16 protein-coding genes are annotated in these 13,595 nt (G+C 56.0%); 2 read left to right on the top strand and 14 right to left on the bottom strand.

What is annotated here, in order from left to right; all coding sequences use genetic code 11:
• Positions 1-133: 133 nt before the first annotated feature.
• Positions 134-520 carry a DUF5319 domain-containing protein gene (locus CIP100161_RS02910; RefSeq protein ID WP_155871754.1) on the top strand — a complete coding sequence of 129 codons (387 nt, stop codon included), beginning with the start codon at positions 134-136 and terminating at the stop codon, positions 518-520.
• 70 nt (positions 521-590) lie between these two features.
• Here the strand turns inward: CIP100161_RS02910 and CIP100161_RS02905 are convergent, their stop codons facing one another.
• The 11 genes from CIP100161_RS02905 to alr all read right to left on the bottom strand — a co-directional run bounded on the left by CIP100161_RS02905 (position 591) and on the right by alr (position 10,748).
• On the bottom strand, positions 591-1,493 hold the full coding sequence (locus CIP100161_RS02905; RefSeq protein WP_155871752.1) for a hypothetical protein: 903 nt from the start codon (positions 1,491-1,493) through the stop codon (positions 591-593).
• Positions 1,490-2,044: a sigma-70 family RNA polymerase sigma factor gene (locus tag CIP100161_RS02900; RefSeq protein ID WP_155874508.1), complete on the bottom strand. Its 555-nt coding sequence runs from the start codon at positions 2,042-2,044 to the stop codon at positions 1,490-1,492. Before CIP100161_RS02900 ends, CIP100161_RS02905 begins: the two co-directional genes overlap by 4 nt.
• A 210-nt stretch (positions 2,045-2,254) precedes the next feature.
• Positions 2,255-3,874, bottom strand: coding sequence for a chaperonin GroEL (gene groL, locus CIP100161_RS02895; RefSeq protein WP_155871750.1), 1,620 nt, complete (start codon positions 3,872-3,874; stop codon positions 2,255-2,257).
• A 12-nt stretch (positions 3,875-3,886) separates the two neighbouring features.
• Complete coding sequence (gene groES / locus CIP100161_RS02890) at positions 3,887-4,183, bottom strand: co-chaperone GroES (RefSeq protein WP_004566891.1); 297 nt, start codon at positions 4,181-4,183, stop codon at positions 3,887-3,889.
• 141 nt (positions 4,184-4,324) lie between these two features.
• Complete coding sequence (gene tsaD / locus CIP100161_RS02885) at positions 4,325-5,377, bottom strand: tRNA (adenosine(37)-N6)-threonylcarbamoyltransferase complex transferase subunit TsaD (RefSeq protein WP_121551884.1); 1,053 nt, start codon at positions 5,375-5,377, stop codon at positions 4,325-4,327.
• Positions 5,378-5,869, bottom strand: a complete 492-nt coding sequence (gene rimI / locus CIP100161_RS02880) for a ribosomal protein S18-alanine N-acetyltransferase (protein WP_155871748.1) — start codon at positions 5,867-5,869, stop codon at positions 5,378-5,380.
• The gene (tsaB, locus tag CIP100161_RS02875) at positions 5,870-6,538 is read right to left on the bottom strand and encodes a tRNA (adenosine(37)-N6)-threonylcarbamoyltransferase complex dimerization subunit type 1 TsaB (protein ID WP_155871746.1); all 669 of its coding nucleotides are present in this window, start codon (positions 6,536-6,538) and stop codon (positions 5,870-5,872) included.
• A 67-nt stretch (positions 6,539-6,605) separates the two neighbouring features.
• Positions 6,606-7,079, bottom strand: coding sequence for an ACT domain-containing protein (locus CIP100161_RS02870; protein ID WP_155871744.1), 474 nt, complete (start codon positions 7,077-7,079; stop codon positions 6,606-6,608).
• Positions 7,080-7,226: 147 nt separating this feature from the next.
• Positions 7,227-8,834 carry an aspartate:alanine exchanger family transporter gene (locus CIP100161_RS02865; RefSeq protein ID WP_166443183.1) on the bottom strand — a complete coding sequence of 536 codons (1,608 nt, stop codon included), beginning with the start codon at positions 8,832-8,834 and terminating at the stop codon, positions 7,227-7,229.
• A 264-nt stretch (positions 8,835-9,098) separates the two neighbouring features.
• Entirely contained in the window at positions 9,099-9,593 is a 495-nt protein-coding gene (tsaE, locus tag CIP100161_RS02860) for a tRNA (adenosine(37)-N6)-threonylcarbamoyltransferase complex ATPase subunit type 1 TsaE (protein ID WP_155871740.1), read from the bottom strand.
• A gap of 6 nt (positions 9,594-9,599) precedes the next feature.
• On the bottom strand, positions 9,600-10,748 hold the full coding sequence (alr, locus tag CIP100161_RS02855) for an alanine racemase (RefSeq protein WP_155871738.1): 1,149 nt from the start codon (positions 10,746-10,748) through the stop codon (positions 9,600-9,602).
• Between the two features lie 170 nt (positions 10,749-10,918).
• Between alr and CIP100161_RS02850 the strand changes: the two genes are divergently transcribed.
• Positions 10,919-11,773: a dienelactone hydrolase family protein gene (locus tag CIP100161_RS02850; protein ID WP_155871736.1), complete on the top strand. Its 855-nt coding sequence runs from the start codon at positions 10,919-10,921 to the stop codon at positions 11,771-11,773.
• A gap of 18 nt (positions 11,774-11,791) precedes the next feature.
• On the opposite strand, the gene CIP100161_RS02845 is transcribed toward CIP100161_RS02850, so the two are convergent.
• From CIP100161_RS02845 to CIP100161_RS02835, 3 genes are read right to left on the bottom strand one after another with little or no spacing between them, the layout of a single operon-like run.
• Positions 11,792-12,046, bottom strand: a complete 255-nt coding sequence (locus CIP100161_RS02845) for a hypothetical protein (protein ID WP_014302964.1) — start codon at positions 12,044-12,046, stop codon at positions 11,792-11,794.
• Complete coding sequence (locus tag CIP100161_RS02840) at positions 12,046-13,257, bottom strand: hypothetical protein (RefSeq protein WP_155871734.1); 1,212 nt, start codon at positions 13,255-13,257, stop codon at positions 12,046-12,048. The genes CIP100161_RS02845 and CIP100161_RS02840 overlap by 1 nt, the downstream gene beginning before the upstream one ends.
• Complete coding sequence (locus tag CIP100161_RS02835; RefSeq protein WP_155871732.1) at positions 13,254-13,553, bottom strand: hypothetical protein; 300 nt, start codon at positions 13,551-13,553, stop codon at positions 13,254-13,256. The genes CIP100161_RS02840 and CIP100161_RS02835 overlap by 4 nt, the downstream gene beginning before the upstream one ends.
• Positions 13,554-13,595: the final 42 nt, after the last annotated feature.

Raw genomic sequence — 13,595 nt, 5'->3', positions numbered from 1 at the left:
TTTTGGGCTGCCTTAAGTTATCGCGTGTACACGATGTTCCTAGATTAGCCCCTATACGCATAATTGGAGAATAAGTTATAACCACTTAGACGACGGTTGCCCCATACGCTTGCGGGGCAATAGGGTGGGATAGGTGAACTTTGATTGGCAAATGCCCCGCGATCCTTTCGCCGACGATCCCAATGATCCGGCGTCGTTTATCGAAGACGACGAACAAGCCCCTCCCCTCACCGAGGCTGAACGTCAGCACATCAGAGAAGACCTCGAACTGGTCAAGCGTTTTAAAGAAGCCCTTGAACCTCGCGGCATTAATGGAATCTTCTTCCTGTGCGAAGACTGTAACGAAGACCATTACTACGACTGGGACATCATGGCCGCTAACATGCGCGCAACGCTCGCAGGCGAACTCGCACCGGTCCACGAGCCCAGCGTAAACCCCAACCCGCATGCTTATGTTCCGTGGGATTATTGCCTAGGTTACCTCGATGGCCTAGAGGCCCCTCGTATGCGCTTCTTCTAAAGACTGCGCCACCGTACAACAAAAGAGCTGGCAGGAAAAGAAATAGTCTTCCTGCCAGCTCTTTTGTTACCTACTGCAGTGGTTCCAGTGAATCAAGGTCGCCGCCGAATAGCGATGCTAGCGGCGCTGGGGAAACGGGTGCATCCGTTGTAGGTTGTGGCGTTGGTTCGGTAGAACTCTTCGATGCCCCCGTCGATGGGGTTTCCGACGGCGGTGCCACAGTGGTGGTCACGGTGCTGGTAACCGTTTTGGTTACCGTTGGCGATGGTGCCGCCGATGACTCAGGAGCTACTGGTGCTTGTGGCGCTGGCGCCAAGGTTGCTTCTGCATCCTTGATTTTCTTCGCAGCCTGCGATTGTTCTGGTTCCGCTAACTTTTGCAACAAATCATGTGCTTGCTCCAACGCTAACCGAGCACCTTGGCCATCACCACGATCAGTAAGCTGCTGAGCTTGCTCCAGTTTGGAGGCAAGTTCTACAACTGTGGCCTTAGAAGTAGCCGAATTACCAAACATTTTCTGGCTAATCGGATACAGCGAGGAGCCTTCATCCGCGTTATAGATCAGCGATCCGCTACCAGCGATCAGCAAGGTAGCCGCTGCCGCACCAACAAGGCCATGAGCGAAGGAGTTGCCCCAACGACGACGCGGCAACGTAATAACAGTTGCTTCTTCCGGTTCATCTACTACGACGCTATCGTCCACGACGGGGAATGTGTTCGTGGGGGCATCATCAAAGTCGTTCGAGATGCTTGTTACTCCCGTTTCAATCCCTAGGGAAGCAAGCGTTGGGGCTGCAGGAATGTCAGAATTGATACGCTCGCGCTCGGCGAGGAAAAGCTGGGCCAAGTGGTCTTCGCCATGCGAAGGATCGATCCCCCGAGAAAGCTGGGTAAGAAAAGCATCGTCGTTCCACAGCTCATCAATCGGCTGAGAGGCGCGCCCATCGGCGCCATCCCAACGGTGTTTGGTCATGCCCCAGTCTCCTGCTCTATAGCCTTACGCAACGTTGCCAGCGCACGATGCTGCGCGACCCGCACCGCGCCCGGCGTACTTCCTACAATCTCGGCTGTTTCCTCAGCCGATAACCCTACAAAGACCCTCAAGGTGAGGATTTCGCGTGGCTTATCACCTAGTAGATCGAGAAGTTGCTGCACTCTGTTACTTCCCGCCGCTAGCAGGGCAAACGACTCCGGAGTGTCGTTATCGATCTCCGTTTCTGGCACCTCGTCTGTAGGGTTGGAAAGGTCACGAGAATACAGGCGGTGTGCGTCAGCTACTTTGTTTGAGGCAATGCCATACACGAATGCCATGAAGGGTTTGCCCTGATCCACAAACTTGGCAATAGACGTAGCTACAGCAAGACAAATTTCTTGGGCTACATCTTCTGGAGTGGGATGACGCCCGCCACTCAGACGGGTGCGCGCATAGCGAAGCACCTGCGGATACACTATAGAGATGATGCGCTGAAGGGCGATTTTATCGCCCGCTGCAGCAGCAGGAACTAGTCGTTCTAGCTCCCTCACCTCTTCGTTCACTGGTCTTCGCGCCTTTCTTTTTGGAGGAACTTATATGCACTCTTGGTCGAAGCCTATCGAGCACATAACCATTTTAAAAATCTACTGGATAAGTGTTGGTTTTCCTTAAAAACACCACATGCCGGTGGGAGAAGACGCTACTTAAGCGTTTCTCACGCACCGGCATGTAAGTGCATACCCCTTGCTACTCCACCGTTTTTAGTGGTGGTGATGGTGGTGATGCCCAGCCTCAGGAGCTGGCGCAGCTGGCTTTTCTACTACCGATGCCTCGGTGGTAAGAACCATGCGTGCTACGGAGGTGGCGTTCACCACTGCCGAGTGTGTGACCTTCACAGGATCAATAATGCCCTGTTCGATCAAGTTCCCGTATTCCAAGGTGGCAGCGTTAAAGCCTTCACCGTTAGAAAGTTCGGATACCTTGGACACGACTACAGCACCGTCGAGACCTGCGTTATCTGCAATCCAGTACGCAGGCTTTGCCAAGGCGTTAGCCAAAGCGATCACGCCGATTTTTGCGTCACCCTCAAACTCCTGGGCGTACTCGTGCAGTTCCTTGGAAATCTGCACCAGTGCGGAACCGCCACCGGCAATAACGCCTTCTTGTGCGGCGGCACGAGCAGCGTTGATGGCGTCTTCGACGCGCAGCTTACGCTCGGAAACCTCGGTCTCTGTTGCAGCGCCCACCTTGATCACGGCAACACCGCCGGAGAGCTTAGCTAGGCGCTCCTCGGCTTTTTCGCGATCCCATGCGGAATCGGTGTTTTCAATCTCACGGCGGATCTGTGCACGGCGGTTTTCCACTGCCTCAGCGGTACCGAGACCATCGACGATGATTGTCTCGTCCTTGGTCACGGTCACGCGGCGAGCGGTACCGAATACCTCTGCACCGGCCTCGTTGAGGTTAACGCCAACCTCTGGGTCGATGACGGTAGCACCAGTAACCACAGCGAGGTCGTCCATGAACGCTTTACGACGCTCACCAAAGTACGGAGCCTTCACAGCAACCGCACGCAAGGTCTTACGGATCGAGTTGACGACGAGCGTCTGCAGCGGCTCACCTTCGACATCTTCAGCGATGATCAAGATTGGTTTATTTGCCTCGAGTGCCTTTTCCAACACAGGGAGGAAGTCCGGCAGAGAGGAAATCTTGTTGCGAACCAGCAAAATAGCTGGCTGCTCGAGCACTGCGTGCTGGGTATCAGTGTCAGTGATGAAGTATGGGGACAAGAAGCCCTTGTCAAAAGAGACACCCTCAGTAACGTCGAGGTATGACTCGATGGACTGTGACTCCTCCACGGTGACCACACCGTCTTTACCCACTTTTTCCATCGCTGCTGCCACCATGTCGCCGACCTCTGGGTCGCGCGAAGAAACAGTAGCAACGTTAGCGATGTCTGCAGCCGAAGAAACATCGGTTGCACGTTCGCGCAGCTTGCCCACCACAAACTCGGAACCGGCGGCGATACCGCGGTTGAGCTCGATGGGGTTAGCACCTGCAGCAACGTTGCGCAGCCCCTCGGTCACAACAGCCTGAGCGAGCAGGGTTGCGGTGGTGGTGCCGTCGCCAGCGATGTCGTTGGTCTTGACGGCAACGGACTTCACCAGCTGCGCGCCAAGGTTTTCAAAAGGATCGCTGAGATCGATCTCGCGCGCAATGGTCACACCGTCGTTAGTCACGGTTGGGCTACCAAAGGCTTTTTGCAACACAACGTTGCGGCCGCGAGGCCCCAAGGTCACCTTGACTGCGTTGGCCAGTGCGTCGACACCCTTGAGAATGCCTTCGCGTGCTTCTTGATTAAATGCAATCAGCTTTGCCATACGGGGGCTGCCTTACTTCTCGATGATGGCGAGAACGTCGCGAGCGTTGAGCAGCAAGTACTCTTCGCCGTTGTACTTCAACTCGGTTCCGCCGTACTTGGAGAACACAACGGTGTCGCCCTCCTTGATGTCCATAGGAACGCGATCATCGCCATCGAAGCGGCCTGGGCCTGCAGCGACGACGACACCTTCCTGTGGCTTCTCCTTAGCGGAATCTGGAATCACCAAACCAGAAGCGGTGGTGGTCTCAGCTTCGCTGATCTGGACGAGGACACGGTCCTCCAAAGGCTTGATATTGACGTTAGCCACGATGTACCTCCGTTACATGAAGTTTCTCTTTGTGCCGGTTGTGGGAAATCCAGCACAGCCGTCGTCGCGGGTGAACAACTGTGTGAGTTACAACCTACTGGCACTCTACCCCTGAGAGTGCCAGCTCTCAACACCGTACGCCTACAGCGAATGCACCAACGGAATTTCCACTTCCAAAGAAGTATCCGTTCCCACCGACAAGCCCGAAGGTTGCGCACCCTCATGAATCAGCTGCGATGCCACCGCCGCAATCATCACGCCATTATCCGTGCACAACTTAAAGCTCGGCACCCGCAACTCAATGCCCGCGCTCTGACACCGCGCCGCTGCCAACTCACGCAACCGCGAATTCGCCGCCACACCGCCGCCAAGCAACAACACCGAAGCACCCGTATCTTTACAGGCCATAATGGCTTTCGACGTCAGCACATCCACCACAGCCTCCTGGAACGACGCACACACATCCTCCACAGAGATCACACGCCCCTCACGCTCCGCAGACTCCACGTAGCGTGCCACCGACGTTTTCACACCCGAAAACGAAAAATCATAGCGGTGCTCACCACGCAGGTCGTCGGCACGCGAAAGGCCACGCGGGAAACGAATCGCCTTACGATTACCGCGAGCAGCAAGCTTATCCACAACCGGCCCGCCTGGATAGCCCAACCCAAGCAGCCGTGCCACCTTGTCATAAGCCTCGCCGGCGGCGTCGTCAAGCGTCGAACCCAGCTCCCGCATCGGCTTACCTACCGCCTGAACCTCAAGAATCTGCGTATGCCCACCCGACACCAATAACGCAATCGAATGCGGCAACTCCTCCCCCTCCAAATTCGCCACTGCCACATGGCCACCCAAATGATTCACACCATAAAACGGAACCCCCCACGCAGCCGCATACGCCTTAGCAGCCGACGCCCCCACCAACAACGCACCAGCCAACCCAGGGCCCACCGTCGCAGCCACCGCATCAGGACGCTCCACCCCCGCCTGCGCCAATGCCTCCTTCATCACCGGAATCATCGACTCCAAATGAGCACGCGACGCAATCTCCGGAACCACACCACCAAAACGCGCATGCTGCTCCATCGACGACGCCACCGCATCCCCCACAATCGTCATCGTGCCGTCATCGGCCAAATCAATAATCCCCACACCCGTCTCATCACACGACGACTCAATACCGAGAACAATCATTTACGCATCCTCACCTTCACTCAACTCAACCCCATAACCAGCAGGACGAACCATCACAAAAGCATCCGCACCCGACGGCTGATAATAATTCTTCCGCACACCCTGGTGCTCAAAACCCAACGACTCATACAACGCAATCGCCGGCGCATTCGTCGTACGAACCTCCAAAAAAATCGGGCCACCAGCAGTATCTGCAATATGGACAAAATTATCCATTACCAACCGGCCGAACCCACGACGCTGCCACCGCGGATCCACACCAACCGTATGGACCTCAAACTCCGGATCCTCCGCCGGCCCCAACATCGCAAGCCCGCCATAGGCCACAACCTCACCATCAACGTTCACACCCACATAAAACGTATGAGGCTGCGCCATCTCCGCAACAAAATCCGCCTCAGACCACGGATTCTCCTCCGAAAACAACACCTGCTCCAGCTCCGCACACCGCGCCGCATCCTCACGACGCAACAACCGCAACTCCACAGCCACCTACAACTCCACATCCGGAATCGCGGGCGACTTAGGCTTCGCCGCAGGCTCCTTCGCATCCGGACGTCGCAAATACAACGGCTCCAACGGACCAGGTTCCACATCAAAATCAGCCACCGCAACCAAGCACTCCGGCAATGGCCGCAAATCCACTGTCTTAATCCCCGCAGCCGACTCCGGCAACGACGCCTCCAGCTTCTTCGGCACCGAAATCACCGATGTTCCGGAAAGAATCGACAATTCCTTCGGAGAAATCACATCAGGGCCAGCCACGCGCACCCCATCGCGGTAAGCAGTCCAGTACACCTCTTTGCGACGCGCATCCGTGGCCACTAGAACCGATCCGGTCAGCTGCATCGCAATGGCATCATGCGTGGACACGCCATGCACGGGGACGCCAAGCGCATGGCCCATCGCAGCGGCAGTCACCATTCCCACACGAAGACCCGTGAATGGCCCTGGTCCACAGCCGACAACGATGGCCTCAATATCCGAGAACTCGAGTCCCGATTCCGCCAGCAATTCCACAACAGTCGGCGTGAGCAACTCATTGTGTTGGCGGGAGTCTTCGTAGATTTTTTGGGCTAGTACGGAAGGAATCGTCGATTCCTTCCGTACTAAACCGACAATAAGGTCTGGGGTGGAGGTATCTATAGCAAGAACAAGCACGCCTAGTAAGCGTAGTCGCTTGTGCTAGGCGTGCTTGGTGCGCGGTGCCGGTTTGACGCTAAAAGTTTTATGAGGCGATGGCCCAGCCACCGTTTTCCTGCTTGATAAATGGCACGAGTTGGCGAGTGTCAAAACCGCCTTGAACAGGGGAGGAGCACACGTCTACTTCCGCACGATCGAATTGTTCGAAGGTAAAGCCGCCTTCTTTGTCAGCCATCACGATGTAGTTGACGTCGTCAGGCACTTTGGTGCCTTTGAGATGAAGTTGTCCTGGGTCGACACCGTAGTTGTCCTGAATGGATTTTTCGTCTTCGCCTGGGCAGATCATGGCTGCGGCAACCCAGTCGTGGCCGTAGACGTCGGCAAGCGAGAGTGCGGTAATGCGCAGGCCGTTGTTACTCATGCGGGAGAGCACGGTTTCGAGTTTGCCTTCGGTGTTTGTTGTTCCCACCGCTGCGTGCGCGGAGGCAATCATTGCGCCCACGGCAGCGATAAAGACGATCAATAGCGCGGCGAGCAGGCCTTTGGCTGTTTTGTTCATGGGTTTTCCTCCGTTTGTGTGAATTCCTCTGGGGATTCAGTGAGCTTTAAGCACAGTACTACGCACGAACAGAAAATCCCAGCTTCCCCCGCGATGGTTGGTGCGAGACAAGCTGGGATCTTGCGTAAAAAGGAGCGCTTATTCCGATCAGGCGATCAGCGCTAGAAGTAGCATCTGGCTGGCGATGATCTTGCCGATCATGGCCGTGGGGTACACCGTGGCGTACCCACGTGTGGCCAGCTCAGTGCCGGTTTGCCCATTGAGGTAGGAGATGATGGCGGGGTTGGCGGTACATCCTGCTGCCACGCCCATTGCTTCATCCCACTTCAGTTTGAATAGCGGCATGCAGACCAAAGCACACACGAGTGCAGAGGAGATCGTCACGATGAAGCCGCCGGCGATGACGGTGAGCGAGGCAGGGTCGGTGAGCGCTTGGCGGAAGCCCACACCTGCAGACGTTCCCACGCCGGCAAGAAAGATGGCGAGGCCGAAGGTGCTGATCGTACGGCTGGCGTGATAAGGCATCTGCCAGTGGATCGGGCCGGTACGATTGAGTGCGCCGAGGATCAGGCCTGCGACAATGGGGCCGCCTCCGAAGCCCAAAGACAAGGTGTTGCCGCCAGGCAGCGGGATCGGGATAACACCAATAGCTAGACCGATGACAAGGCCGAAGGCGAATGGCATGAGGTCAACGTCGGCAAGCGAACGCTCAGAGTCACCGAGGAAGCGACGCACTTCGCTCATGCGGTTAGCGGGGGCGATGACGCGCACGCGGTCAGAGTAGTGGAGAACATCGTCGGGCTCGGGCACAACGTCGGCGTCGCCACGGCGCAGGCGCGAAATAATGAAGCCAGAACGAACCGTGTCGAGGTCCGAAATCTTGCGACCAACGACAGCTTTCGACGACACCGTGAAACGTGAGTACACCAAATCGGTATTTTCAATCGGCACATCCTGCTGCTTACCTACCTTGGCGATAGCACGCTCAAGCGCATCAGGGGTGCCATGAATCACCAGCACCATGCCCTCGTGCAGACGATCAGTCGGCGCAGCAAGAGAGTGGAAAGTCTTGGAGTGCACCACGCGAGTAGCAATGATTTCCTCACCAGCAAGCGTTGGCAACTGAGCGATCGTACCGTTGATCCCTGGGCCGATGCGCACACCAGTCCACTCCAGCGGATCCGACACCAAGCCTTCTTCGGCAGCGTCGGCGGCATGGTTGACCTTCATCAACTTCGCACCAATGGCTGCAACAAGAATCGATCCGATCACAGCACCTGGGTATGCCAGCGAGTACCCCACGACTGGTTCTGATGCGACAGACTCGTCGATTCCTTCCAGCATTTCGACCATGGCGGCCATACCTGGGGTCGATGAGAGTGCACCGGCGAACATGCCAGCGCCGATGATTTCGTCGAGGCCAAATAGCTTGATGATGCCGTATGCAACGGCCATCATGAGCATGAGCAGGCCGATCATGAACAGGGTGAGTTTCCAGCCGCGGTGGCGGAATTCGGCGAAGAATTCGGAGCCTGCGGATAGACCAATGGCGTACACGAACATGGCAAGACCTAGTTGGTAAACCAGTGGTGGCAGCTGGAGGGCTGGGTCCACTGTGGATAGCGCGAGGGCTACGAAGAGGACGGCGGCGGCGCCGAGTGAGATTCCGAAGAATCGAATCTTGCCGATAAGCAGACCGACGGCCAGAATGAGCGCGAGCGTCAGCAGGGGCTGAGCTGCGAGAAATTCGAGGATATGAATTGGAGTTCTCCTGTGAGACGAACGATGAGGAAACGTCCGGCCCCTGTTGCATTGAGGGACACGTATCGGCACATGATTGTGCTTAGAAAGTGCAGGAAAATCAATTCTTTCGGCTGCCCCGCCGAGGCGTTTCGACGCCCCTGTCACAGGCGATACCGGCAGTTCACGGCATGAATGTTGACATGTTTTCAGTAAACTGTCGGAAACTGCCGGCTGGATGATTTCACGTCGGTGGGATGTTACCGACGTAGATCTCTTTTAGGGTTCAATAACCTTCCACGTCACAATTCTGGCCTCTGAATCGGGGTCGTCGATATGCGCTGTGGTCCGGTCAAAGGTGATGAGCAGGTAACTATCCGTGATCTGCTCGACGAGTCCCCCACCCCATTCGGCGACCACAACGGCATCTTCTAGCTCAGTTTCTAGGTCAAGAGAATCGAGCGCACCGATGGGATCGGTGGCACCGGCGGCATCGTCGATAAGCCGGTAGGCGTCGACGTGAACCAGTGCCGGCCCGCCGTTAAGCGACTTGTGTTCGCGGGCGATCACGAAAGTCGGTGAGGTAACGCGGCCTTTTACGTTGAGCCCGCGAGCTAGGCCTTGGGTGAAGGTAGTTTTCCCTGCGCCGAGGGGGCCGTCGAGAATAATCACGTCACCTGCTTCGAGGTGACTGCCAAGGTCTTCGGCGAAAGCTTGGGTGTCTGCGGCGGTTTCGAGTCGTATGTTTCCGCTACGAGCAAAGGTGGTATCCATTGGGTATCAGCTTTCAGTAGGGTGCGTGGGCGCGACGGCGTCAAGATCACTATAGGTTCTATGGCTTCGTTCGGCCGGACGGCACAAGATTTCATAGTTGATGGTTCCGGTAGCGGCGGCCAGCTCCGTAGCGGTCATCGCTTGGGTTTCACGTGGGCCAAAAATGATCGCCTCGTCGCCAGGGGCAACGCCGAGGGAATTATCGCCAAGGAATACCACGATCTGATCCATGCACACGCGCCCTACTTGTGGGTAACGCTTGCCAGCGATTGTTACTTCTAGATGTCCTTGGACGTTGCGGGGCAACCCGTCCGCATAGCCCACCGGCACCACGCAGAGGTAGCCATCCGAGGGGGCATGCCATGTCATGTTGTAGCTGGTTCCTTGGCCTGCCGCGATGGGTTTGACCACTGTTACTGAACCAATCCATGTCATGGCTTCTCGCAATCCGTGGTCGAGTCCTGCTATCGGCTCGTGACCATAGAGGGCAAGCCCAGGCCGGACCATATCAAAGTGCAGGTCTGGGCGGGTCAGTGTTGCTGGCGATGCTGCGAGATGATTAACAGGAAGTTCAAGGCCTACCTGTCTACCTGTGGCAATCGCCCTGCGGAATACTTCAGCTTGGTGGTCTGTGTAGTCCGATTCCAAGTCGTCTGCGCATGCCAAGTGGCTAAATACGCCCGTGACGTTGATCTGGGGGCACTCGTGCAGAAGCTCAAAGGCTTCTGTCCAGTTTGCTTCGTCGATTCCAGACCGGTGGAGTTCCGTGTCGATTTTCACGGTCACCCGTACTTGGGTATCTGCCGGACGACGTGTGGCCTCTGCGATCAGCGCACGAACGTGATCCATGCTGACGGCAGCTAAGTCGATGTCACGGTCAATGGCGGCGGAAAAGTCCTGCTCGGGTGACCAGATCCAGCACAGGATCGGGAGGGTGATACCCGCGTCTCGTAGCTGATGTGCTTCCGCAAGCGTTGCGACACCAAATTGGTCGGCACCGTTACGCGCCATCACAGTAGCAACTTCTGGGGCACCGTGATTGTAGCCGTCAGCTTTTACAACACACATGAGCTGAGCGGGAGCAACCATGTCTTTTAAACGTCGCGTGTTCGCAGCAATGGCGTCGCACGAGATGCGAGTTTCGAGCAGGTTCATAACGTCCTATCATGCCACTGCTGTCTTTTCATGCTGCAGCGGCTCCCCCTTTTCTTTCCGGTTTTCCTCACAACGACACCGGCCACATGGCAAAAATTCGCTAACTATCACAGCCCCAAGCCTTATTCTTCGGCCACTTAGCCCCGTAGTTTCCACTATCCTTGACTATCGTGGCTGAAAATCTGACTAAACACTTGTCCAATCTTTCTAAGCGCGGTCCACACCGCGTGCTCGTCGGCGATCTTGACTACGTGGGATTACCGGGAAAAATTTATACCCCTGCAGAGGGCAATGGCCTTCCGGCTGTCGTGTTCGCTCACGACTGGATGCAGGACATTTCCCGCTACCACGCAACGCTTCGCCACTTAGCATCGTGGGGAATCGTCGTGGCAGCACCGAACACGGAAAAGGGCATTTTGCCAAATCACCGTGGCTTTGCCGCCGACATTGAGACTTCTTTGCAGGTGTTGACCGGTGTGAAGCTTGGCGCTGGCAATATCTCTGTCGCTCCAGGTCGTTTAGGCATTGTGGGACATGGCATGGGTGCTGGCGCTGCGGTGTTGGCTGCAGCAGATCGTCCCCAGATCGCGGCTGTTGCTGCTATTTATCCTTCTCAGGTGTCGCCTTCTGCGGACATTGCTGCCCGCAATGTTGAAGCTGCAGGCTTAGTGTTAGGCACGGAAGAAAACGCGATGTTTGATTTCGGTAACGCAGCAAAGCTGGCGCTCGAATGGAAGGGCTCTGTTGCATACCGTGAAATCGACCGTGCGTCACACCAGACGCTCACGGAAAACACTTTGTTCAAGCGTGTCACCGGCTTGGGTGGCACGAATACTGCAGCCCGTGAGCGTATTCGCGGCGTAGTTACTGGTTTCCTTTTGCACCAGCTTGCCGACCAGAAGAAATACTCCGGTTTTTCCGAGGCCGACGCTACCGGCAAGAAGGTGCACTCTTATTGGGGCGAGGAGCTGCAAGAACGCGCAAGTTTGACTGGTGATTCCAAGCTCACGCTGTTCAAGAGCTAACTGCTACGTCGCTTTAGGTCAGACTTTCCGTAGGACTCCCCGTACTTTTCCACGAGTGCTCCGCGGGCGTATCGACGCCCCTATCTCTGCCGCAACGGATGCCCGTGCGGGGAGTTCGCGTTTCTTCTTTGCGGCTTCGTGTGCTTTCTTCTGTGCATCGGCAAGCTCTTGTTCAAACTCAGCCATCCGCTTTGCCGTTGTTTGTCTAAAAGATTCCACGAATTCCGCATAGGAGTTGATCTGCTGCTGCGCTTTGTCACTGGAATAGGCCATTACCATAACCCCGCTTTCTTCACATTGATATGCGATGACAGCGGTGCAGGAGCAGGTGACTTAGGCGCTGGAGGCGGTGGAACCGGTGCAGCGGCTGGAATCATCCCTGGAATCTGCTTAGGCGGCGGCGGTGGCTCCGGAACATTGTCGATTACCGGTGGCGGCGGCGCAGGAGCAGGTGGTGGAGGTGCATCGGGGGTTGGCGGTGGTGGCACGCACTCGAATGCGCCCATAGATTCTGTTATGCAGTGAATAAGTGCCCCTATCCCAAGAACTGCGATACCTAGCCCTACTGCACCGATAACACCTGATGCTATACATGTCTGTTCACACGACTTTGTTTCTGGCTCGCAATCGGCCACCTCTCCTTCTGATTCTTCCTCCTCAAGGCAGGTTTCAGTCACGCTCGTGGTGGTGTCCACACTGATAGTTTTTTCGCTAACCTTCTCGCAGGTTTTCTCGACGGTTTCAGCCGTAGTCTCGGTAGCAACTTCTGTGGTGACTTCTTCGGTGGTGCTACTAAGGCCTCCGACTGCAGGTGCTGATGCAGGAGCCCCGCCAGAAGCGCCACCGGTACAGGCTGGTGGCGGTGATGAGTCTTGGACGCTGCACTTTTCCTCGGTGCGGTGAGTGAGCGTCGAAAAGCACTGTTCGATGGCCTTGTCCCGGCTTTCGCATGTTTGTTTAATCGTGTTACCTGCGGAATCAATGGCTCGCGCACCAGCGCTAACGCATTCCGCAAAGGCCTCTGGGTTTTCCTTTTTGTCAATGCCCGCCAAGGTTGCTACTAGCTGCCCGATCATCACAGTCAACTGACTAATCACCGTGGCGATGTTGGTGGTAGCTTCTTGGTCCACGCAATCGATCGCATCGGATGCCTGATGAGATTGCACCTGAATGTTATCGGCATCGTCACTGCCCCTAAGCCAACGCTGCGCAAGTGAAAACAAACCACTAGAGATAAACGACGTGGCGATCTGGGCCAAAATCTTGATGAGCGAGCCCCAAAACTTGTCAGTCACAAAAGATGTGCTGCTACCGCCCACCATGGCCTGTGCCGTGTTACGCAGGGCATCCGTGTGCAACCCCTTCGTCGTTCCTGCCGCCTTTGCTAGCGTTTCTTGGGTAATTGCGGGTCCGGAATACAATCCGGCTGAGGCAGCCTGAAGATCCGATACTGCCCGCCCATATCCTGCAACATCGGGCGTCATTCCACGGCCCCCAGTCGCGCTGCAAACTCGGTATCAGTATTGGCAAGATCATAGACCCGCTGGCGAGCATCTTCTAGCCCCAGCTTGATCAGCTCTAGACGCTGAGCGTTGCGCTGGTGAAGCAATTGAAACAGCGAATTGATCGACTCTCCATAGGCAACAAACCCCTCCCCTGCTGATGCTGACTCATAGTGCGGTGTTTCGCGAATATGCGCTTGGTATTGCTGTTCTGCTTCTTCAATCATCGACGCCAGCATGTCTAGCGCACGACCAGAATCAATAGTGATTCCGTGCATGAGAAAACCCCCTTGTTATACGGTCACATCACATTGTGCCTT

Origin of the sequence: Corynebacterium rouxii, from assembly GCF_902702935.1 — a bacterium.
GTDB classification, from domain to species: domain Bacteria; phylum Actinomycetota; class Actinomycetes; order Mycobacteriales; family Mycobacteriaceae; genus Corynebacterium; species Corynebacterium rouxii.
This window is presented reverse-complemented; position numbering and strand designations above follow the sequence as displayed.